Below are 22630 nucleotides of genomic sequence, written 5' to 3' on the forward strand. Positions count from 1 at the left end.
ATTTTACGTTTAACCACTGGTAATCAGTGGGAAAGACAATCTTTTGACAGCATATGTAATGACGCTGACTCTTTAAAATGCAAATTTTATTCCTTTGGCAACTTATTATTTACTGAAATAGACAAGTTAGGTAACTGATTTTGTAAATTTTATAAGTGTGCACCTTCCATTTTGGGCTGTTAAATAAAATATGCAAGCATCTATTGCTAATCTACCTAGTCATTTGTTAATTGAACACTCATTGACCGTAATTTATGTGCACTTGATCATTGTTCCGATTCTATCCTTGATGGTTATTTACTCAATATAGCACTCGACTATATGACACAAGTTGATCAATGTTGAGGAAGCGAACAGAGTTAATGAGAGAATTTTGTGGTCATTGATTTTTGTTATACCATGCAGATCTGTCATTAGTTATGTATGTCACTATGAGCCTATTGCACGCCGATTTTTCAATTGTACCTGAGCAAAATGCCAAAGTTTTGTCGCCTAAGCCTGCCGAGTTAGTCACTTTGCCCTCGCAAATGAATCGACATGACCATGATTACACCCAAATAGTCATCGGTTTAAAAGGTCAGGTAGACTTTGAAGTGAATGGGTTGGGCAATATTGTCTCTCCAGGTCAAGGCTGCGTAGTGACATGCGGTTCTGGTCATGCTTTTGGTGGTGTGATAGAGCAATCAGATATTTTGGTGCTCAACATGCCCATGCCCAAAGGTGACGATCCTCTATTGCTGCAGAAAATCAATGATCTTGCTAACAAAGATATCTATTTTCAGTTGGATGGACAGATCCAACAGTTAATCCAGATGTTGGTGTTAGAGATGCGTGCTCATCCTGACGATCTCTTATTAAGCCGTGCTTGCAACGATACGTTAATTTCACTTTTGCAGCGTCATATCTCTTCTTTTGAATTGCATCGAAAAGACTCGCGATTCGATCTCGACACGATTGATCGTTATATCGAGAGACATCTAGCTAACAAAATCTCCGTCCTACAGCTCGCAGGCAGTGTGTATCTGGGTGAAAGCCAATTTCACATGTTGTTTAAAGAGCGCATGGGAATTACCCCTCATCAGTATGTGTTACAAAAACGGGTGAATTGCGCCAAAGAGTTAATCTGCCAAGGACAATTTAGTTTGGGTCAAGTGGCTGAGTTGACCGGTTTTGCAAATCAGAGTGCGTTTACCCATGCATTTGCCCGAATTGAAGGCTGTTCACCATCTCAATTTAAGAAACATTCTGGTCATTAAATGACAAATTATTAATGAGAATCATTCTAATCAACTGAATTTCATCTTTTGTTTAGTGTTTTTATCGTTAAATTTGGTAAAAATTAAGCATTTTATTTGGTAATAAATGCTGTGATTCTGTTTTTGTTTTGTTAAAAAACCGAGAAATCAGCAAAAAGCTCGGAGTTTTTGACAAGTATTCTCCTCCAGCTCAAAATACACTGCTAGCTGTTGTATGAAATCCGGCAAGGGAACCCGGATATTGAGATTGAGGAAAACGCATGTTTACTGCAACTGATGTGTTGAAACCCGAGTATATCGAGCGTTCGCTTGATGCACTTTGGGCAGAGATCTCTCCACTTTACATGGTGGATGAATCGCAATGGCTAGAACAACTTCTTCCACTAGCAACACCCAATGACGACGAAAAGGAAAAAATGGCATCGAATACGACAACGTTGATCCAAGCGATCCGCGCTGATAAGCGATCCATTCAACTGATCGATGCGTTGTTGCTAGAGTACAGTTTAGATACCCAAGAAGGGATCCTTCTGATGTGTTTGGCGGAAGCGTTAATGCGCATTCCTGATACCGAAACCGCAGATGCTTTTATTAAGGATCGATTGAGCGTCGCGGATTGGAAATCCCATCTAAAACGATCCGATTCCGTATTTGTTAATGCATCCACCTGGGGCTTAATGTTGACAGGCAAAGTGATTGGGTTGAACGATCCTAACAGCACTAGCCCTGTTCAGGCCGTTAATCGTTTGGTTAACAAACTGACTGAACCTGTGATTCGTAAGGCAATGCATCAAGCCATGAAAATCATGGGCCACCAATTTGTTTTGGGCCGCACATTAAGCGAAGCGCAAAAGAATGGCCGTCCTATGCGCGATAAAGGCTACACTTATTCATTTGATATGTTGGGTGAAGCAGCGCTCACTACGGCTGATGCAAACAAATATTTTCAGGATTACCTAACCGCAATTAAAGCGGTTGGCGAAGATAAATACGGTCTATCCACCAGCCCTGCTGCTTCTGTTTCTATCAAGCTTTCTGCTATTCATCCACGCTATGAAGTGGCAAATACTGAGCGCGTAATGGATGAGTTATACCGCAGTTTAGTATCGCTGTTAGAACAAGCGATTCGCTACGATGTGGCGATTACCATTGATGCTGAAGAAGCTGACCGCTTAGAGCTTTCGTTGAAGCTGTTTGAAAAAGTGTATCGCAGTGATGTCGCGAAAGGTTGGGGTAAATTTGGCTTAGTTATTCAAGCCTATTCCAAACGTGCTTTGCCATCTTTGGTATGGCTAAACGCTTTGGCGAAAGAGCAAGGTGATTTAATCCCTGTTCGTTTAGTAAAAGGCGCGTATTGGGATAGCGAAGTAAAGTGGTCTCAACAAAAAGGTTATACTGGTTACCCTGTTTATACCCGTAAAGAAGCGACCGATGTTTCGTACCTAGCTTGCGCTCGTTTTCTGCTCAGCGAAGGCGTACGTGGTCACCTGTTCCCTCAGTTTGCAAGCCATAATGCGCAAACTATCACTTCTATTTCCGTGATGGCACAGCACAAAGACTTTGAATTCCAGCGCTTGCACGGAATGGGAGATGCGTTATTTAACTACGCGATTAAGCATTACAAACAGCCAGTTCGTATTTACGCACCTGTTGGTAGCCACAAAGACTTGCTGCCATATCTAGTGCGTCGTTTATTAGAAAATGGCGCAAACAGTTCGTTTGTCCACCGTTTGGTCGATGCTCGTTGTCCGATTGAAACCTTAACTCAGCACCCAGTTGACATGTTGCTGGCTCATAAGACACTGAACAATCGCAAAATTCCACTTCCTCAAGATATCTATGCGGAACGTACTAACTCTTATGGCGTTAATATTGACATCATCAGTGAAGCGAAACCGTTTGAAGCGCAAGTGGCTAAGTGGATGGATCATCAATGGCAAGCGGCTCCCGTGATCAACGGTTCGTCTTTACTCGAAAGCATGATCAAGGTTGATCATGCTTCCGTAGCTGTAACCGCGCCTTACGATCGTCGTGAGAGTGTTGGTGATGTCTATTTCTCGTCTCTTGATCATGTTTCCGCAGCGATCGAAGCAGGGCAGAGTGCATTTGCTGCTTGGAATGCCGTTCCTTCCGTAGATCGCAGCGCTAAGCTATTGAATTTGGCTGATCTCTTAGAAGAGAATCTAGCTGAATTGGTTGCCTTATGTCACAAAGAGGCCGGTAAAACAATTCACGATAGCATTGATGAGGTGCGTGAAGCGGTCGATTTTTGTCGCTATTACGCATCACAAACTGCGCTGTTTAATGGGCAAATGATCGAAGGGTTTGATGGACAAACGGTACAGTTAACCCGACAAGGTTGCGGTGTGTTTGTTTGTATTAGCCCATGGAACTTCCCACTGGCGATTTTCCTTGGACAGATTTCTGCAGCCTTAATGTGTGGCAATACGGTGATTGCGAAACCTGCAGAACAAACTTCGCTGATTGCTTATCGTGCCGTTGAGTTGATGTTGGAAGCGGGATTCCCTGCGGGTGTGATTCAACTGCTACCGGGACTTGGTGGTGAAGTGGGTAATGCGCTCACTGCGCATCCTGCGATTGCTGGGGTGGCGTTTACTGGCTCTACATTAACCGCACAACGCATCAACCAGACGTTAGCTCAACGCGACGCCAAACCTGTGCCATTTATCGCTGAGACTGGCGGACAAAACGCCATGATTGTCGATAGTACAGCGCTTCCTGAACAGGTGGTAAGAGATGCGATTCGCTCGGCGTTTGCTTCTGCAGGTCAGCGCTGCTCGGCATTACGTGTCCTTTATGTTCAACACGATATCGCAGATCGCATTATTGAGTTGATCAAAGGCGCTATGCAGGAGCTCAAGATTGGCTTGCCTTATTTACATAACACCGATGTCGGTCCTGTTATTGATAAAACAGCGAAGACCCGCCTGTTAGATCATGTGGATTTCTTGAAGAAAAACCACAAGCTGGTTGCTGAAATCGAGTTACCTAAAGAGTGTGAATTTGGAGATTTCGTCGCACCATGTGCGTTTGAGATCCCAAGCATTAGCTGTTTAACCGAGGAGCATTTTGGGCCGATTCTGCATATTGTTCGCTTTAAAGCGCAACAGTTAGCTGATGTAGTCAATAGCATTAATGCCACTGGCTTTGGTCTTACTATGGGCATCCATAGTCGTAATGAAACCACCTACCGCTGGATTGAGAAACATGCCCGAGTTGGCAACTGTTATATTAACCGCGATCAAGTAGGTGCGGTAGTCGGTGTACAACCATTTGGTGGACAAGGGCTTTCTGGCACTGGTCCAAAAGCCGGTGGTCCGCACTATTTATACCGTTTTACTCAAGTTCATTATGCCTAAGCAAGGGAGACTCGATATGTTGCATTACGCTACTCATTTTTCTGATTCCCAAGTGGCTTGGGATAATTGGTCTTTGACCGGATTTGATTACAAAAGAGAGTGTGTCCTCTCTCTGATGACCAATATGACTTCAGCGCGTTCCGATCTTGCGAACGTGGTGTCATACCATCTTCACCAGGCGTCGAGCCTGCTCTCTAAACCTTATGAGCTTGTCGGCCCTACCGGAGAAACAAATGAGCTTTACACCGCTGGACGAGGCGTCGCTCTTCTCGTTCAACAAGAAGGCGGAGTGAAAGCTCAACTGGCGACAGTTGCACTACTGTCTGCTGCATTAATTGCAGGCAATAGTGTCATTCTTTGCAGCGATGACAAAGAGTGGGTGTCGTTACTCTGTTCGGCTTACGAACAGTCTCTATTACCAGCCAATCTCTTACTAACTTTGCCGTTAGATGCCTATCACTCCTTGTTGGATTCGGATGTGAGAAGCGTGGGATTAGTCGGTGGAACGGCGATTGAACAAACGTTAAATCGTCAACTTTCTGAGCGAAAAGGCGCGATTGTTAGCTTAGTTTCTGAAACCAATTTGAGCACTTTACCCGTGGCTCATGATCCTCACTTATCTTTGCGTTTCATTACTGAGAGAACTCGTACAATAAATATAACTGCAGTGGGTGGTAATGCGACCTTGCTCGAGCTTGGTCACGAAGCCCACTAAATTTGAGTATTGCGTTAGCCCCTCTTCACTAGAAGAGGGGACAGGGAAGGCGATTTCAAAAATAAGAGGAATAATTTATGGCTACGAATAGCTTTGCTATTACGACCACCTTTTTTGTCTATCTTGTGTTGATGTTGGCAATTGGTGTTTATGCATATCAGCGAACCAAGAACTCCGCGGATTACTTCCTCGGTGGTCGCTCACTCGGTCCTTGGCCTGCAGCGTTGTCTGCGGGTGCATCAGACATGAGTGGCTGGTTATTATTGGGTTTGCCTGGGTATGCTTATGCCGCAGGTTTTGAAGCGTTTTGGCTTGCTGGAGGTCTGCTCGTAGGGACATGGCTAAACTGGCTACTGGCTGCTAAACGTTTACGTACATACAGTATTACGACAGATTCATTGACTCTGCCTGATTACCTGTCACGTCGTTTTAATGATAAGTCAAAGCTGATTCAAACCATTTCAGCATTCTTTATCTTGCTGTTTTTCCTCTTCTATACCAGTTCAGGTTTAGTGGCTGGCGGTAAGTTATTTGAGACTGTTTTTGGTCTTGATTACACAACAGCGGTGATTATCGGTACCTTATGTGTGGTTTCGTACACGCTATTTGGTGGCTTCTTAGCGGTGGCTTGGACAGACTTGGTACAAGGTCTGTTGATGGCTGCGGCGTTGATGATTGTTCCGATTGCTGCATTGGAAGGCAATTTTAGCGACCTTCCAACTCAGCTTTACAACATCAACCCTGAGCTATTAGACATGTGGAATGGCATGGACGGTAAACCACTTTCTGCTATTGCGATTATCTCGCTAGTGGCTTGGGGTTTAGGTTACTTTGGTCAGCCACATATTTTGGCTCGATTCAAAGCATCACGTTCAAATAAAGACATTACCACTGCACGTCGTATTGCCGTCATTTGGACCGCTATTTCAATGGTTGGCGCGCTGCTCATTGGCTTAGTTGGTTTGGTTTATGTCACCAATACCCCATCAGTGACGATTGATGATGGCGAAAAGATCTTCATGTTACTGGTGAACGTGATGTTCCATCCGGTGATGGCGGGTATTTTATTGGCTGCTATTTTGGCCGCCATTATGAGTACTGCCGATTCTCAGCTGTTGGTGTCATCATCAGCACTTGCAGAAGATTTGTATAAACAGCTGTTTAATAAAGACGCGACATCTGACCAAGTGGTACGTATGGGTCGTATTGGTGTGATCACCATTTCTATCATCGCGCTACTATTGGCAATGAAACCGGATAGCTCAGTGTTAGGCTTGGTTTCTTATGCATGGGGTGGTTTTGGTGCAGCGTTTGGTCCAGCTCTATTACTTAGCTTGTACTGGTCTCGTATGCATCGTAACGGCGCATTAGCCGGTATCATTGTCGGTGGTGTTACGATTGTTGTTTGGAAACAACTGTCTGGTGGTATTTTTGATTTGTATGAACTCGTACCTGGATTCATTTTCTCAACTATCGCCATCGTTGTTGTTAGCTGGTTGAGTGGTGAGCCTGAAGAAGCTGTGAAAGCACAGCACAAAACTTACCAAAATCAGCTTGTCGAACTTGACTGATTCCTGACAAAAATAAGACCTCAGCCCCGCAAACGCGGGGCTTTTTTTGTGTCTACTTGCGTATCAACTGGTTATATTTGATTGATACTAAATTAACCATTAATTTTGAGATACTAATCACAATAATAAATTGTTAGTTTGAGAAAATGTCGCGCGCTGGTTGTTCGTTCGCCATTTGTCAATATTTGTTTGGGAGTTATGTTATGCCTGAGGCATATTGCCGTTGCTGTGGAAAAATCACAGCTCATAAAGTCGTGATGGGTCGTTGTAAACCCACTAATGAGTCTGGCTGGCAAGGTGTGCAGGAATTTGTTGCTCTGCTTTTAAAAGGCAAACATTACTATAAGTTGGAACCACAATATTATTGCCGTGTGTGTAACCAGCGTTGTAACCAAACAGCGATCCCACATAAAAAAGAATTTCACGACGTTAGCATTGTCTAGATTGCCTACCATTTATCGATAGCTTTGTCCCTTCACTCAGTTGAGCATGCTTCTGCCATGAGATATTTCCCTTGTTAAATGATGCAAGTATGGACTTAGTTTCATATTTAAAACCCCTTATAAAATAAAGGGTTTGCTCCATTATTTGCTACTCCATTTCGCTTTTTCTCAGACTATTCGGCTCGAATCACAAATTTAGTGCAAATTGCTAAAAAAACAGCTCGGCTTGCCGATACTAAGCGTACATTAGCGATTTATTAAGCTAGTCTAATATCAACAGTTAGCCGCTTAAGCTATCAGAGCAATTATTAGGGAGCACATTCCATGCAGTTGAGTTTAAAGAGGAAAATGGTTTTCTCTGTGATTGTCGCAATTGCGCTGACCGCCGCCGCACTATTGGTGGCTGGTTATCAGGCATTTAAACAGGAAAGTTGGCGATCGATCGAAAGTGAAAGTATCAACACATTAAAGGCCAATGCCAAAGGAATTGGCGATTGGATGTTTACTAAACAAGCCACCATTACTGCTCTCAAGGATGAAATTACTGCCAATCCTGAATTAGATATTGTTCCCCATCTTCGTCAAGCTTTTGTATCTGGTTCCTTTGGTCTTACTTACTACGGTAATGAACAAGGCGATATGTACCGTCAAGATCCCGCTCTGAATAAGGCCGGTTATGACCCTCGTGTTCGCGACTGGTATATTTTGGCAAAAGAAAAAGGTGCGGCAGTCACTACGCCTCCTTATGTTAGTGTGACCATGAAAACGCTAGTGGTGACTCTTGCTGATCCTGTATTCGTTAATGGCAAATTCACTGGGGTTGCGGCGTCTAACTTAGCCCTAGATAAAATTATTCGTGACGTGTTAGCCATTCAAGTTCCTGGTAATGGTTACGCTATTCTGGTCAACCAAGAAGGCACTATTGTTGCTCATCGTAACAAAGACCTGATTATGAAAAAAATCAGTGCTATTTCTTCAGACTTGAGTACGCAATCGTTGTTGCAAGCAGCCAATAACAGTAGCCAATTACCAGCAACGATCGATGGTAAGCCACAGATTCTGATGGCTCAGAGTATCGATAACACCAACTGGTTGTTGGTGATGGTCATGGATAAAGGCGTACTAGAGCAGCCTCTTCACCAGATGTTGATCACTCAAATGATCATTGGTGCGGTTATCTTGATTATCATGGCGCTGATGACTTCTTGGTTTGTTGCTACTCAGTTACGTGGATTGACCAATATTACTAACGCCTTGACCGATATCGCTGAAGGGGATGGGGATTTGACTCGCCGCCTTGAAGTGAAAAGTCAGGATGAAGTGGGAATCCTTGCCGACAAATTCAATAAGTTCGTGGACCGCCTTCATGAGATGGTTAAGCAAGTTAAGATTGTTACCGGTAAGTTGAATGAGGGCGCTAACCAAGCGGCCGACTCCGCAGCGCAGCGCAGTGAGCGCATTCAACGTCAGCAAGATGAAATTACCATGGTGGCTACAGCAGTAACCGAAATGGCGTCTGCGACTGCTGAAATCGCAGGTAATGCGGAAAGCACAGCGAAAAACTCGAATCAGTCAGTTGAATTGGGTGCACAAGGCTTCAAACAGATGCAGCAAAGCAAACAATCGATTGACCAATTAGCGAAAGAGCTCACAAGTGCGGTGACCATCATTGGTGAGTTGGAAGTGAATGCTAATGAGATTTCTACGATTCTTTCGACAATCCGTGGTATTGCAGAACAAACCAACTTGTTGGCTCTTAACGCGGCGATTGAAGCGGCACGTGCGGGTGAACAAGGTCGTGGTTTCGCCGTCGTAGCAGATGAAGTGCGTGTGCTATCACAACGTACACATGCATCCACTGAAGAGATTCAAACCAAGATTGCAGGCTTGCAGAAAGTAACGACCAATGCGGTATCTGTGATGACAGAAAGTCACAAGCTGGTGGAAACCAGTGTGACGGACGTCAATGAGACCGGAGAAAGTCTACATGCGATCAGTTCTGCTATTCAGTTAATCAGTGACATGGCGACACAAATAGCGTCTGCCGCGGAAGAACAATCGCTCGTAACGGCTGACATCAATACCAACACGGAAGCGGTACGTGAAGTGAGTGATCAACTCGCATCAGACGCTCAAGATGCAGTTCAACAAGCCAAAGAGTTGCACAGTTTAGCGAGCCAACTCGAAAAAGAAATTTCGCGATTTAAATTGTAGTGGTTACGCTGCTTGTCAGCAGACAAGCGCATAAAACACAGTTAGACTAAGGGTATCTTCGGATGCCCTTTTTTTATGCTGTTTTAACGCTTTTTACTGCGAGTCGTTACTTTGGAAGGTCAGTGGTCGACGTTCAAATTACATCAGTAGGTGGCGCTAGAGTAGCTTATCCAATCGTCATATCGAACTCACTTGGTGCGTGACTGAGGGTATTCAGTTACATAGCAAGTGTATGATTAAAGAGCTCAACATCAGTTTTGGATAGAACCCAAATCAGAAATTCAGTTTTTAGTAGGTATTAACTATGGCCCATATCGCGGCTCCTGATGCGGCTTGGCAAGTGCCAGATGCATCAGATCTTGAAGTCATGCAGGCACAATTCGGTCGTTTATCACTTCAATTTGCTAACGATCGTTATCCTAGCTTAGAAAAACGTGAGCAACGTTTAGTGAAACTTAAACAGGCTTTGCTTGAGCAGCAAAGTGCCTTGATATTGGCGATGAACGCAGATTTTGGTTATCGCAGCCGCTTTGATAATGTGGTTGGTGATTTAGTCCCTACGCTTAATCACCTCAACTATACGTTAGCGCGAGTGAAAAAGTGGATGAAGCCAAAGCGCCGTGCCAGTGGGAAACTGCTGTTCCCATCACGAGTGTCTGTGTTCTATCAGCCTGTTGGCGTGGTCGGCATTATGGTGCCATGGAATTTTCCTCTTTACTTGAGTTTGGCTCCCTTGATTACGGCGATTGCAGCCGGTAACCAGGTGATGTTGAAACTGAGCGAAGAGACGCCTAAAACCAACGCGGTGATTAAACGTATTGTGGCATCGATTGGTGAAGTGGCCGTCTGTATTGAAGGCTCGCTAGCTCTGTCAGCTGAGTTTAGCCGTTTGTCATTCGACCATTTACTCTTTACTGGTTCGACCGCGGTTGGCAAGTTGGTGGCACAAGCTGCTGCGGCGAATCTAACCCAAGTAACGTTAGAGCTTGGTGGCAAATCACCAGTGATCATCGCTTCGGACGCCGACATAGAAAAAGCGGTCGATGATATTTTGTTTGGTAAGACATTGAATTCTGGACAAGTGTGCGTAGCACCTGATTACGTCATGCTACCGCAGGGACAAGTCGACAGATTTGTTGAATTGTATCTCAAGCGCTTTAAGAAATGTTTTGTCAGCAGAAAAGGGCAATTAGATAGCTCTTCGATCATCAATGAGCGTCAATATCAACGTCTACAAGCGATGTTGGAAAACGCGAAAGAGCAAGGCGCAACACTGCACACTTTACAGTGTGAATTGCATTTAGAAGCAAGGCAGATGGCCCCTGTGGTCGTGACTGGGCTGAAAGACTCCATGTTGCTGATGCAAAACGAAATCTTTGGCCCGATTTTGCCAGTAATCGGTTATCGCACCATCGAAGATGCGATTCAACGAGTGAACGATCAGGCATGCCCGCTGGCGTTGTATCTCATGACGCAAGATAAAGACATTCATGAGTATGTCGTTAAAGGCACACATAGCGGTGGCGTAGCGATCAATGACACGGTCTTTCAATCTGTGGCGGAAGATGCACCGTTTGGTGGTTTCCGTGAATCGGGTGTGGGAGCCTATCATGGCATTGAGGGCTTTAAAGCGTTTTCACATGGGAAAACCGTACTCAATAGTTGGCATCGTTGGCCGAGAGCATCCGTGATGTTACGGTATCGTAAAACGATTGTTCATTTACTAAAACGCTGGATTATGCGTTAGTTAGTCATAGTTTACTGCACTTATAATACCCACTCTAGATGAGTGGGTATTTGCTTTTTTCCGTTGCAATTGTTGCTGAAAGGAATACCATTGGCGGTGCAATTTATTTAATAGCAACAGTCTTTTTTATTCTCAGGGCGGGGCGCAATTCCCCACCGGTGGTATGCCTTAGGGCGAGCCCACGAGCGCTCGATTATCTATCGAGGACAGCAGATCTGGTGAGAAGCCAGGGCCGACGGTTATAGTCCGGATGAGAGAGAATGATAAACACATTTGCTGATAAGTGCTGACGCTTTGTTGTCAGTGCTTTGCAGTTTTTGGTTTTTGATCTTTATCCCTCATAAGCCCTGATTCTGGTATTCGTTAGGAGTATAACCATGAATCAGTCATCTTTACTTGCCGAATTTGGCGACTCAATTACCCGCGTTGATAACGCACTTGAAGCTCTACGTGAAGGCCGCGGTGTCTTGCTACTTGATGATGAAAGTCGCGAGAATGAAGGCGATCTTATCTATTCTGTTGAACACTTAACTGACGCACAAATGGCGCTGATGATTCGTGAATGCAGCGGTATCGTGTGTCTATGTATGAGCGATGCTCACGCAACGAAACTCAAATTGCCACCAATGGTTGAAGTGAACGACAGTAAAAACCAAACAGCGTTTACTATTTCAATTGAAGCAAAACATGGCGTGACCACTGGTGTTTCAGCCAAAGACCGCGTGACTACCATTAAAACTGCAGGTCGCTTTGAAGCGAAAGCGGAAGACCTAGCTCACCCTGGTCACGTTTTCCCACTGCGCGCTCGTGCTGGTGGCGTAATGACTCGTCGTGGTCACACTGAAGGTACAGTAGACCTAATGCAAATGGCAGGTTTAACTCCATTTGGCGTATTGTGTGAAGTGACTAATGAAGATGGCACTATGGCGAAAACACCAGAAATCGTTGCGTTTGGTCTTAAACACAATCTTCCTGTTTTGACCATTGAAGATATGGTGGCTTACCGTATCGAAAAAGATCTAAAACTCGCCTAACACTTATATTTGTATACCTAATAACTATCTTTGTATATTTAGTACCTATCTTCGTATAGCTTATTAGTCACTAGAGAGAAGGCACTATCATTTTGATATAGTGCCTTTTTTTATATTTTATGCCTAACTCTGTTTGTCAGAATGGTTAACTCTTGCTCTAATGGAGTGACTCTAATTTGCATCGACTTAAAGGATTAGCGCGATGGAAAGTCATCTTCTCTCTTCACTGGATCAACAATATCCACTCATTCGCCAGTTGCGCGCAGCAACACCGCTTTATTGGTCCAATTCCAAAAATGGCCCAACGGATCAAGGCATCAGTTATGTAGGGCTAACCCGCGCCGATATTCAAGATGCCAGCGATCGTTTGGCTCGCTTTGCGCCCTATTTTGTCAAAGCCTTTCCTGAAACGGCAGTGACTCAAGGGATTATTGAATCACCCGTGGTAGAAATTAGCCAGATGAAGCATCAGTTGGAAGCACACTTTAAATGCACTATCTCTGGTCATTTAATGGTGAAATTGGATAGCCAACTCCCGATTTCTGGCTCGATTAAAGCTCGGGGTGGCATCTATGAAGTGCTGGTGCACGCAGAACGAATTGCTGTAAAAGCTGGCCTCATTTCTTATGGTGAGGACTACAGCAAACTGTTTTCTCCTGCGGTTAGACAACTGCTGGGACAATATACGATCGCCGTTGGTTCGACAGGCAACTTAGGATTATCGATTGGCATCATGAGTGCCAAACTTGGGTTCTCCGTGACGGTTCATATGTCTGCAGACGCTCGGCAATGGAAAAAAGATCTGCTACGAGAACGAGGTGTTGAAGTCATTGAGTACCAAGATGATTACGGTGTCGCGGTGGAAAATGGACGCCGCCAAGCGGCGAGCGATCCTAGTTGTATCTTCATTGATGATGAAAACTCCAAGCATCTCTTTCTAGGTTATTCAGTTGCGGGTGAGCGCCTCAAACAGCAATTCGCTGAGCAGGGTCTTATCGTTGATGCAGAGCATCCGCTGGTTGTCTATTTGCCTTGTGGTGTCGGTGGTGGACCTGGCGGAGTGGCTTTTGGTCTTAAAATGGCGTTTGGTGATCATGTTCATTGCGTATTCGCTGAGCCGACGCATTCACCATGCATGTTATTAGGGGTTATGACCGGATTACATGATGGGATCTCGGTTATCGATATTGGTTTAGATAATGTCACTGAAGCGGACGGTTTAGCAGTTGGTCGGGCATCTGGTTTTGTAGGGAAAGCGATGGAGCACCTACTCGGCGGTTTTTATACTGTTGAAGATACAGAACTTTATCAGATGTTAGCACTGCTTAAAGAGAGTGAAGGATTCTTCCTTGAACCATCGGCATTAGCGGGAATGAGTGGCCCTACGTGGTTTCACGATGCAAGCGAGCAGGTGAAAGCACTGCATGTCGATCCCGCCAATATTACTCACTTGGTGTGGGCGACAGGGGGCGGGATGGTGCCTGCAGTGGAAAAAACGGAGTACTTGAGCAAAGCAAAAGCCAGTTTGGTTTAACCATCTGATTGTTTAACATAGCTATTTTTTAGAGTGGGCGGAGTGCCATTTGCGGTAAAGGGCAACCATCCTTTGATAATAAGAGCTCTCGAGCGACCTACATCACAATCGTGGTATGAGCCATTACCACTATGGTCGTAATTTGACGGTGATCGCTTGCGGACACCGTTGTGCTCTTTAAAGCATGACTATACTCCTAGTACTTTTATTTCGGTCTCTAGACGAGGATTAGTCATGTTTAAGCATTATGTTCATTGTGCTCTTTTGTTACTTGGCACCTTGATGAGCTCCGCCATCAGTGCACAAACGCTCAAGGCGGATTTTCGTCATCGTCCACCGGAAATGTTAGTCGACAGTTCGACTAACCAACTGAGTGGCCCACTCAAAGATATCATCGAAGAAGCGGCGCAACAGCTAGGACATTCGATTGAATGGAGCGTTGTCCCCTTTGCTCGTAGTCTAAATAGCTTAAAAAGCGGAGAAACCGACATCGTTCCACGCGTTATTCGTAACGCAGAACGTGAACAGTTTGTGCAATATGTTGGGCCGATTTCAGAGCAGGTGAAAAACATCATGTTCGTGACTCGCTCGGATGGTCAAGATGTTAAATCGTATGGTGATTTGCAAGCGATGAACATCGGCGTTAAACGTGGCACTGCTTATTTCGACCAATTTGACCAAGACAATACGCTGCGTAAAGTGGTCGTTAATGATGACTTTAACTTAGCGCGTATGCTTGAGGCCAAGCGTATCGATGCCATTGTGGTGTTAGACATGGGGGCACTAGAGTCTGAGTTTAAGGTAATGAATTATAGCGGTTATCGAGCGACATCCTACTTCTATCCCAACCGGATCGGTAACTTCTATGGCATGCCAAAAAATCACCCTTTATCTGCGGCATTTAGCCAGAAACTCGCGGAAATGGTCAAAAACGGTCGCGTGACTGAAATCTACAGCAAATACGGTCTGTCAGCCGAATAAATGATCGGTTACCGCTCAATACAGTCAAGCCTTGCGTATGCAAGGCTTTTTCGTCTCTAGCCTGTTCGCGCCATACTATTTTTTGGCTGCTCTTTTTATTCGACATATTTAGTAGCACATTCAATCCCCCTTAATCGGTGAAATATTGATTTTCATCAGGATCTTATTTGTCATTTCTTGTCATGGTGTCCAACACTCGTGATGGTTGATAACTCATCGTATCGTATTGACTCATCGCTCAAATAATGGAAATATGCGCACTTTAGAAATGTTATAACATAACAAAATGGCAATCATGACTTATAAACGACTTAGCTCAACTCTATGTGCCGCGGTGGGTCTTGCGCTTAGCAGCTCAGCCTTGGCAACTCAATATCCATTGACCATTGATAACTGTGGTCTGAAAAACACCTATCAACATGCACCAGAACGCGTGGTGACCATTGGTCAACATGAAACTGAGCTGATGCTTGCACTGGGTCTGAAAGACAAAGTGGTGGGAACTTCCGTTTGGTTTGGTCACTTGCCAAAAGCTTATGCTAAAGAGGAAGCGACTCTAAAACGTTTGTCAGATAACTCGCCAAGTTTTGAAGCGGTTGTAGGACAGATGCCAGAGTTGGTGGCTGCGCAATATACCTATCACGTTGGCCCGCAAGGGGAAGTGGCGACACGTCGTCAATTTGAAGACCTCGGTGTGCATACTTGGATTTCCCCAAGTGATTGTGTCGGCAAAAGTGTCACCGACAGTTCCAATGGGGATGGTGCTCGCAGTGTGCCATACAGCGTGGATCTGATTTATCAAGAAGTCACTGAAATGGCGAAGATCTTTAACGTGGAGCAGCGCGGCAAAGAACTTAACCAGCAGTTAGCTCAACGTATTGAAAAAGCGCAACTTGCCGCAAACAGTAAGGCGCTGCGTGCACAAAACGCCAAAGTGGTATTTTGGTTCTCAAGTTCTCGTTTGAAAGGCGACCCTTGGGTTGCAGGTAATTCTGGTGCTCCAGCTTGGATAGCCAGTGCGTTGGGTCTAAAGAATGTGGTGGATACCAACCAAGAATGGCCTGCGGTGAGCTGGGAAACGATCGCCGCCGATAATCCAGATTACATTGTGTTAGCAAAGATGGATCGCCGTCTATACCCAGCTGATGACATTGAAAAGAAAATCGAATTTTTGAAAAACGACCCAGTCACTAAGCAGATGAAAGCCATCAAAAACAACCACATTATTGTGGTGCCTGCGATGTCACTTAATCCATCTCTGGGTAACGTTGAAGCGGTAGAAGAGATTGGTCAGCAAATCGGTCAATTAAAATAAGGGTGGTTTGTGGCTGTACACTCGAAAGCGTTGACTGCGGTATTTATGACACTGGGCTTGCTCAGTGTCTTATTACTCATGGTGTTAGCGGCACGAATTGGTGATGTGCCTGTCTCATTCGAACATACTTGGATGGCGATCACCAACGGGTTAGGGTTGACTGATTATCCCTTATCTCCTCTTGAGCAGGGCATTATCTGGCAATATCGCATGAGCCGTGCGTTGATGGCGGCGTGCAGTGGGGCAGGGCTGGCTCTGTGCGGTGTGATTTTACAAGCGCTGCTGCGTAACTCACTTGCCGAGCCATATCTGTTGGGCATCTCCGCTGGCGCATCAACGGGGGCAGTATTAGTGATGCTGCTTGGGGTGGGTGGCGGCCTTATCTCCGTTTCCGGCGGCGCATTTATTGGCGCGTGTGCCTCCTTTTTGGTGATCATGCTGCTCGCGCGTGGACTCTCATTTGAACCAAGCCGAATTATCCTTGCGGGGATTGCAGGAACGCAATTGTTCAATGCATTAACGGCTTATCTTGTGAGTACGTCAGCCAATGCTGAGCAGTCGCGCAGCGTGATGTTTTGGTTGCTAGGCAGCTTAAGCAGTGTGCGTTGGCCAGAAGCTCTCATGGCTCTCATTATAGTCATTCCTGCGTTTTTACTTCTTCTGCTGTTCGCTCGCCGCCTCGATACCTTAGCTTTAGGGGAAGATATTGCCCGCACGCTAGGTACACATGTGACTTTGTTGCGAGTGGTACTGCTGGTGATCACTGCATTAATTACCGCTGTGATGGTCAGCACCATAGGTGCGGTGGGTTTCATTGGTTTAGTGATTCCTCATATCGCGCGTTTTGTGGTGGGTCATCAACATCTTAAATTACTGCCCGCTGCCGCCTTAATTGGGGCGCTGTTTATGATTTTGGCTGACATTGCTTCACGCACTTTAGTGGCACATCAAGTGTTGCCTATCGGCGTGGTGACGGCATTGGTGGGCTCTCCAGTATTTGCTTTCATTTTGTATCGCAGCCGAGGAAAAGCCGCATGAGAATTGATGGGCAAAACCTGACGATTTCCCGAGAGGGAAAAACCATTTTGCATCAGGTGAACTTCCAATTGGATTCGGGGCGCAAGTTAGCCTTGATTGGCCCTAATGGTTCTGGCAAATCAACACTACTGCGTACGTTAGCTGGCCTAGAGAAAGAGGCAAATGCTCAGCTTAAATTGGGTGGTGAACCCGTTGATCGACTGTCGAAACAGCAGATGGCGACGCGTGTGGCGCTGGTGGCGCAGCACTCGCAGTTGGATATGGATTTGACTGTTGAAGCGTTAGTTCGCTTGGGGCGAACACCCTATCGCGGCTTATTCTCTGCTTGGTCGCAACAAGATACTCAAGCGGTAGAGTTGGCCTTGGAGCAAACCCAATTAACCCAGCTGCGTCATTACCATTGGCATCAATTGTCTGGTGGTTTACAGCAGCGTTGCCAAATTGCCAGAGCACTAGCGCAGCAGCCTGATATTTTGCTGCTCGATGAACCCACTAACCATCTCGATATTCAATATCAATTAGAGTTGATGGCGTTAATTGAGTCGTTACCGATGACAGTCGTCGTATCTCTGCATGATCTCAACCTTGCCGTCAATTATTGCTCAGATGTGTTGCTGCTCAATCACGGTAAAGTGGTGGCAAGCGGTGACCCCTTAGCGGTGATAACCGAGGAGCGTATTGCCTCTGTCTATGGCGTGCGTTCGAGTATTTGTCATCAAGAGGATGGCGATGTGCACATCGCCTTTCAGCGGCGATAATCGCCCGTAACTTACTTAATTCATAAGGAAAGACAGTGTCTTTCCTTATTTTTTTGGAGAGTGTGAAGGCTCATTAGCAGCCTTGAGCATGAAAACGCCTATCAACAAGCTGACTGACATTTGGAGCAAAATGTGAGGTAACTATTTTTGCCCCTTTCCCATTTAGCCCTAGATTTTTAACTATCTACATACTAAATAAGGTAGTTATTGACTTACTTTTGCTCATGATAAACAACACAGAAGTAACCCGTTTTCGTTCGATTGTAGTGGTATCTTGAATGTTATTAGATGCTAATTGTAAATGTAAAAATAACTTATTATTTCCACGTAACTCCAGAGTCAATGTCAGATATTCTTGCTCTTAAGATATAATTTAAATAGGCTGTTTTAGCATCAGGAGAGATAGTTATGTCCTCATTAACCCATCTCGGTTTGAAATCATCTTTAAGTGGTGACATTTTAATAACCTGATTTTGATTAATGTAAGACTCGCCTAAACGCGTATCTAACCACGTAACTTTTGTCCAAAATTGCCCATTTAAATGGTAGTCTTTCCCTTTTTTTGATAAGTACACAATTTCAGCACTGAGTTTCCCCATAAGGCCATTTTACGTATTAATATTCGACATATCATCACGATCAGGGTTTACTCCAACATGTGGTAGATCTTTCTTATTATTTACAATGTCAGCTTTAATTTTATATATATTGCGAATTGCAGCATTCATTTTTTCTACAGCCGAGCTATTGGAACTATGCACGACTATCGAACTGGGTGGAACAAATCGGTGCAGCAATACTCGTTCTTCTATCCAAAGGAGGACGTCGTAACCAGTACCGATACCATTATCATCGCCAAGATCGTGATCCAGACTTAGTTCTTCTACTTCATTGCATTTTAATAATTCGATTGTTTCTTTAGGGGTATAAGTTCTAACCCAACCATTTGGAGTTGGCCGGCAATCATCAAGAAAAATTTTTATAAAAGGTCCAACACTTTAATTAGGAAAACGGATTCCCATACCGTTGGGCAGGATATAAATCTATGAGTCAATTCAGTCTGTTTAATCGATAACAAACAACGAAATGTCGGGTATGCGGATGATGATACTCTACATAAGGCTAATGAAGCATCGGCATATAAGATTGTGCTGTGAAAGAGATTAGCTTCCACAAACTCAGCATAAGGAGTTGCATCTTGGGCTGTCGGTACAAACCCATCAACTTCAAACTCAATGAGTTCACTAGCAAGTGATGCTGCACTGTTACTTAACGTTTTTGATTTAGAGAGATAGTTGACTACAGCCTCTGCAAATTGGTGACAGTTATCATCAATTTCATTAAAGTTAGGTTGAGGTTGCGTTGTAATCACCCCCTAAAATAGTGGCATACCATTTTAGAGTTCTTCTGCATAAACTGATTTAATCAGGGAGAACTCGCTATGAAGAAATCACGCTATACCGAAACACAAATCGTGAAGATTTTGAAAGAAGTAGAAGGTGGTCGTCTTATCAAGGAAGTTTGCCGTGAATACGGCATATCAGAGGCAACCTACTACAACTGGAAGTCTAAATACGGGGGTATGGAAGCCTCTGACGTCAAACGTTTAAAAGAGCTAGAAGATGAAAACCGTCGCCTTAAATCGATGTTTGCAGAACTGAGCCTAGAGCACCGTATTCTCAAAGATATCATCGAAAAAAAGCTGTGAAGCCAGCGATTAGACGTGAATTTGTTGACTATGCACGGCGAGTGCACAAAGTCAGTTTACGTCTTGCTTGTCGCGCAGTTGGCATCAGCGACTCAGTTTATCGATATCAGCCTAAATTGAACGATGACCAAGAGGTTATTAGTGAGCTACAAAAGGCCGCTGAGCGCTATCCAGCCTATGGCTTCAGTATGTTACTTAAGATCCTTCGTCGGTGGGGTCATACATGGAATCATAAGCGAATATATCGGATTTACTGCGAGCTAAAACTGAATAAACGCCGTAAAGGGAAAAAGCGTCTACCAAGCCGTAACCCTGAGCCGCTGAGTGTACCGCTGTCAGAGAATCAATGCTGGTCTATCGACTTTATGAGCGATAGCTTGCAATGCGGACGTCGGTTCCGAACCTTCAATATTGTGGATGATTTTAATCGAGAAGCGTTAGCCATCGAAGTCGATCTCAGCCTACCAGCTCAGCGAGTGATTCGAGTACTTGAGCGGGTCATTGCATGGCGAGGATACCCAGAGAAACTCCGAATGGATAACGGCCCTGAATTTATCTCTACAACATTGGCAACGTGGGCAGAAGAGCACGATGTTCAGTTGGAATTTATCCAGCCAGGGAAACCGACTCAGAACTCGTACGTTGAACGATTTAATCGCACATACCGCACTGAAATCTTAGATATGTACGTCTTCAAAACACTAACGGAAGTTCGAGAGTTAACAGAGGACTGGCTCAGAGAATACAACGAAGAACGACCTCATGGTGCACTGGATGATTTGACACCATGGGAATATTTAATGAAGCATGAAAAGGCTGAAAACTCTAATTATGGGTGTAACTAATTAGGGGAGGTTTACACAGATAATAAAGTGCGATGCGACATAATTAGTCGCATCGCATAACTGGTGGCCTATTTAACTTATTTATGGTTAATTTTTTGGTGAATAATTCATCGTTTTTATATCTTTAGGATCTAAGAAGTAGTTGTAATAAAAACCCGTAAAACATTGTCCATTTTCTTTAAGTTCTTCGTTGTGTGCTAGTTTTTCTAGATGAATATGGTCATAACTGAGTGGATCTGCATTTTTATTTAAATCAATACCGACAAAGAAGACGCCAGAATTATGATAAACCGTTTTATATCCAGGGCATTCTAACTCTGGAACATCATCTGCCTTGATGTGTTTTATCCATTTATCTATATCAAGCTTCATATATTTGAGTACATCTCCATTATTACTACGTTTGAATTCAATAAGAAAATATGAATTTTCTTCGCTGCCATGGTCAGTGTTTGAGATCCAAAAATCAGGAATGATAAATTTCGATTCGTTACTTTTTTCATCTTGGACGGTATGTATTTTATATTCTCTCCACCATTCAAATTCATTCTCAGAATTGGCTTCGTTACTAAGAAAGTAAGCAAATTCAATTTGAAGCCATGCTTCCCAGCCACTACAATTGGTTTTATTTATTGTTTTGATGACCTTTGTTACTCGCTCACTGTTAATAAATTTTTTTATTGCATTTTCTATTTCATATTTAGTCATTTTCTTACTCGTAATAGCTAATTGAATCCAATAATGTTGCTTTAATTTCGGCTCTTAAAGACATAGGTTCCATCACGGTTGCATGATTACACATAGATAAAATCCAATGTCTTAACTCATCTGAATCATCAACGGTTGCGATGACACTAAAATACCCATCAAGAGGCTCGAATTTTTGGTCGTGGGATAATGGGGTTTCTTCCAAAATCAGTTTCAACGTCTCGGTGATCCAAAGTTTGATTTCTAACTTAGATACATTCCGAATAACACCCATACCACCATTATCTATAAAGGTATTGACTGAAAAATTCTGATCGATTATTGCAGGTGTTATTGAGGCTTCTGCATCTACAATCCTACTAAAATACAATGTCCTAATATCATCATAACCATCATATTTCCCCAATAAGTATGAGCGTTCACCTCTAACGACTATTCCGCACGGATGGAACATAAAGTTGTTAGTTTTTCCGGTTGTTAGTGAACTGTAGGTCAGCTTTACACACTTTTCGGTTAAAACAGCAGTATAAATCGTATTTATAACATGCTCAGAAATCTGTGACGGATGCAGAGGCATGCCTTTTCCATGAACGGCAATTTTCTTCGGCCATAAACGCTCTACATTATTGGTTGTGTGTTTCAAGTAATGTTTCGCAGTTAGAAAGAAAGGTTTTAACCGATCATGCATTGTTGGCGGTAACAATCCCGCAAGATGATGATCTGCCATTGCAAAAGTAATCGATGTCGTTAAATCTAGGTTAAGTAAGGAAATTGGCGAACTATTATTTATATACCATCCAATGGGCTTACTATCATCGCTGCAAACCTCTGAGAAGCGACCCGCAAGTTCAATTAAATCCCTTTGCACCGTCCTCAGGGAAATGTTGTCACCTTCATCCTGTAACGCTTGCTGAATCTGAGTCGCGGTGATTCTCGTATTCCTACGTAATTTTGCCAGAATTGATAATTTTCTTAATCCGCTATCCATTTCTTATTCTCAATAATACCAATGCGTTAGGTGACTATAAGCTATTTTAATTTCGTATGCGACAGACTATGTCGTATAGAACTGCATAGTGGTGATAAACAAATGAAAGAGGCACTGTGACTAGGAAAGAACAAGAGACACTGGAGAGAATATTGGGGAAGGCGTTATGTTCAAGATCCAAAGAAACCAGAACTATTTTGCGAGAATAAAGATGAACTACGTGATGCTTTAGAATTATTGATGAAACCTGTGAATCGAATGGTTTCTAATAGGGATCATCAACGGGTATTAAAAGTACTTAAATCTAAAGGTGTTTTTACACAAAGAATGAATAAAAACGCAATTCCGGCCGACATTGAAGAAATTTGGTATGAGATTTTCTTTATATTTGCTAT

Annotated in this window: 18 protein-coding genes and 1 riboswitch; of the genes, 14 read left to right on the forward strand and 4 right to left on the reverse strand. The window is 43.9% G+C overall.

Annotation, left to right across the window (positions count from 1 at the left end; genetic code table 11):
* Window positions 1-431 precede the first annotated feature (431 nt).
* The 13 genes from OCV11_RS16685 to OCV11_RS16745 all read left to right on the forward strand — a co-directional run bounded on the left by OCV11_RS16685 (window position 432) and on the right by OCV11_RS16745 (window position 17986).
* Complete coding sequence (locus OCV11_RS16685; RefSeq protein WP_261897157.1) at window positions 432-1256, forward strand: AraC family transcriptional regulator; 825 nt, start codon at window positions 432-434, stop codon at window positions 1254-1256.
* Window positions 1257-1516: 260 nt separating this feature from the next.
* A complete protein-coding gene (gene putA / locus OCV11_RS16690; protein WP_261897158.1) occupies window positions 1517-4636 on the forward strand; it encodes a bifunctional proline dehydrogenase/L-glutamate gamma-semialdehyde dehydrogenase PutA in 3120 nt (1039 codons plus the stop codon).
* A 16-nt stretch (window positions 4637-4652) separates the two neighbouring features.
* Window positions 4653-5351, forward strand: a complete 699-nt coding sequence (locus OCV11_RS16695) for a 1-pyrroline-5-carboxylate dehydrogenase (RefSeq protein ID WP_261897159.1) — start codon at window positions 4653-4655, stop codon at window positions 5349-5351.
* Between the two features lie 77 nt (window positions 5352-5428).
* Window positions 5429-6922, forward strand: coding sequence for a sodium/proline symporter PutP (gene putP, locus OCV11_RS16700; RefSeq protein ID WP_261897160.1), 1494 nt, complete (start codon window positions 5429-5431; stop codon window positions 6920-6922).
* Between the two features lie 203 nt (window positions 6923-7125).
* Window positions 7126-7365 (forward strand): hypothetical protein, encoded by a 240-nt coding sequence (locus tag OCV11_RS16705; RefSeq protein ID WP_261897161.1) that lies wholly within the window; start codon window positions 7126-7128, stop codon window positions 7363-7365.
* A gap of 324 nt (window positions 7366-7689) precedes the next feature.
* On the forward strand, window positions 7690-9579 hold the full coding sequence (locus OCV11_RS16710) for a methyl-accepting chemotaxis protein (protein WP_261897162.1): 1890 nt from the start codon (window positions 7690-7692) through the stop codon (window positions 9577-9579).
* Window positions 9580-9883: 304 nt separating this feature from the next.
* The gene (locus OCV11_RS16715; protein ID WP_261897163.1) at window positions 9884-11326 is read left to right on the forward strand and encodes a coniferyl aldehyde dehydrogenase; all 1443 of its coding nucleotides are present in this window, start codon (window positions 9884-9886) and stop codon (window positions 11324-11326) included.
* A gap of 124 nt (window positions 11327-11450) precedes the next feature.
* Window positions 11451-11592: riboswitch (FMN riboswitch) on the forward strand.
* A 111-nt stretch (window positions 11593-11703) separates the two neighbouring features.
* A complete protein-coding gene (gene ribB / locus OCV11_RS16720) occupies window positions 11704-12360 on the forward strand; it encodes a 3,4-dihydroxy-2-butanone-4-phosphate synthase (RefSeq protein ID WP_261897164.1) in 657 nt (218 codons plus the stop codon).
* 202 nt (window positions 12361-12562) lie between these two features.
* Entirely contained in the window at window positions 12563-13894 is a 1332-nt protein-coding gene (locus OCV11_RS16725) for a D-serine ammonia-lyase (protein WP_261897165.1), read from the forward strand.
* A 234-nt stretch (window positions 13895-14128) separates the two neighbouring features.
* Complete coding sequence (locus tag OCV11_RS16730; RefSeq protein WP_261897166.1) at window positions 14129-14875, forward strand: substrate-binding periplasmic protein; 747 nt, start codon at window positions 14129-14131, stop codon at window positions 14873-14875.
* Between the two features lie 295 nt (window positions 14876-15170).
* Window positions 15171-16190 (forward strand): ABC transporter substrate-binding protein, encoded by a 1020-nt coding sequence (locus OCV11_RS16735; RefSeq protein ID WP_261897167.1) that lies wholly within the window; start codon window positions 15171-15173, stop codon window positions 16188-16190.
* 9 nt (window positions 16191-16199) lie between these two features.
* Complete coding sequence (locus OCV11_RS16740; RefSeq protein WP_261897168.1) at window positions 16200-17228, forward strand: FecCD family ABC transporter permease; 1029 nt, start codon at window positions 16200-16202, stop codon at window positions 17226-17228.
* Complete coding sequence (locus OCV11_RS16745) at window positions 17225-17986, forward strand: ABC transporter ATP-binding protein (RefSeq protein WP_261897169.1); 762 nt, start codon at window positions 17225-17227, stop codon at window positions 17984-17986. The genes OCV11_RS16740 and OCV11_RS16745 overlap by 4 nt, the downstream gene beginning before the upstream one ends.
* A 317-nt stretch (window positions 17987-18303) precedes the next feature.
* On the opposite strand, the gene OCV11_RS16750 is transcribed toward OCV11_RS16745, so the two are convergent.
* Together OCV11_RS16750 and OCV11_RS24995 are read right to left on the reverse strand one after the other, a co-directional pair.
* Window positions 18304-18585, reverse strand: a complete 282-nt coding sequence (locus OCV11_RS16750; RefSeq protein ID WP_261897170.1) for a hypothetical protein — start codon at window positions 18583-18585, stop codon at window positions 18304-18306.
* A 9-nt stretch (window positions 18586-18594) separates the two neighbouring features.
* The gene (locus OCV11_RS24995; RefSeq protein WP_315972768.1) at window positions 18595-18969 is read right to left on the reverse strand and encodes a cyclic-phosphate processing receiver domain-containing protein; all 375 of its coding nucleotides are present in this window, start codon (window positions 18967-18969) and stop codon (window positions 18595-18597) included.
* Between the two features lie 458 nt (window positions 18970-19427).
* Here OCV11_RS24995 and OCV11_RS16755 point away from each other — a divergent pair.
* A protein-coding gene (locus tag OCV11_RS16755; RefSeq protein WP_373332800.1) for an IS3 family transposase occupies window positions 19428-20539 on the forward strand; the annotation gives its coding sequence in 2 pieces (ribosomal slippage) (window positions 19428-19689 and window positions 19689-20539; 1113 coding nt in all).
* Window positions 20540-20626: 87 nt separating this feature from the next.
* On the opposite strand, the gene OCV11_RS16760 is transcribed toward OCV11_RS16755, so the two are convergent.
* The gene (locus OCV11_RS16760) at window positions 20627-21247 is read right to left on the reverse strand and encodes a hypothetical protein (protein ID WP_261897171.1); all 621 of its coding nucleotides are present in this window, start codon (window positions 21245-21247) and stop codon (window positions 20627-20629) included.
* Window positions 21248-21251: 4 nt separating this feature from the next.
* Window positions 21252-22235, reverse strand: coding sequence for a helix-turn-helix transcriptional regulator (locus OCV11_RS16765; RefSeq protein WP_261897172.1), 984 nt, complete (start codon window positions 22233-22235; stop codon window positions 21252-21254).
* Window positions 22236-22630 lie beyond the last annotated feature (395 nt).

It is taken from the genome of Vibrio porteresiae DSM 19223 (genome assembly GCF_024347055.1).
GTDB classification, from domain to species: Bacteria; Pseudomonadota; Gammaproteobacteria; order Enterobacterales; family Vibrionaceae; genus Vibrio; species Vibrio porteresiae.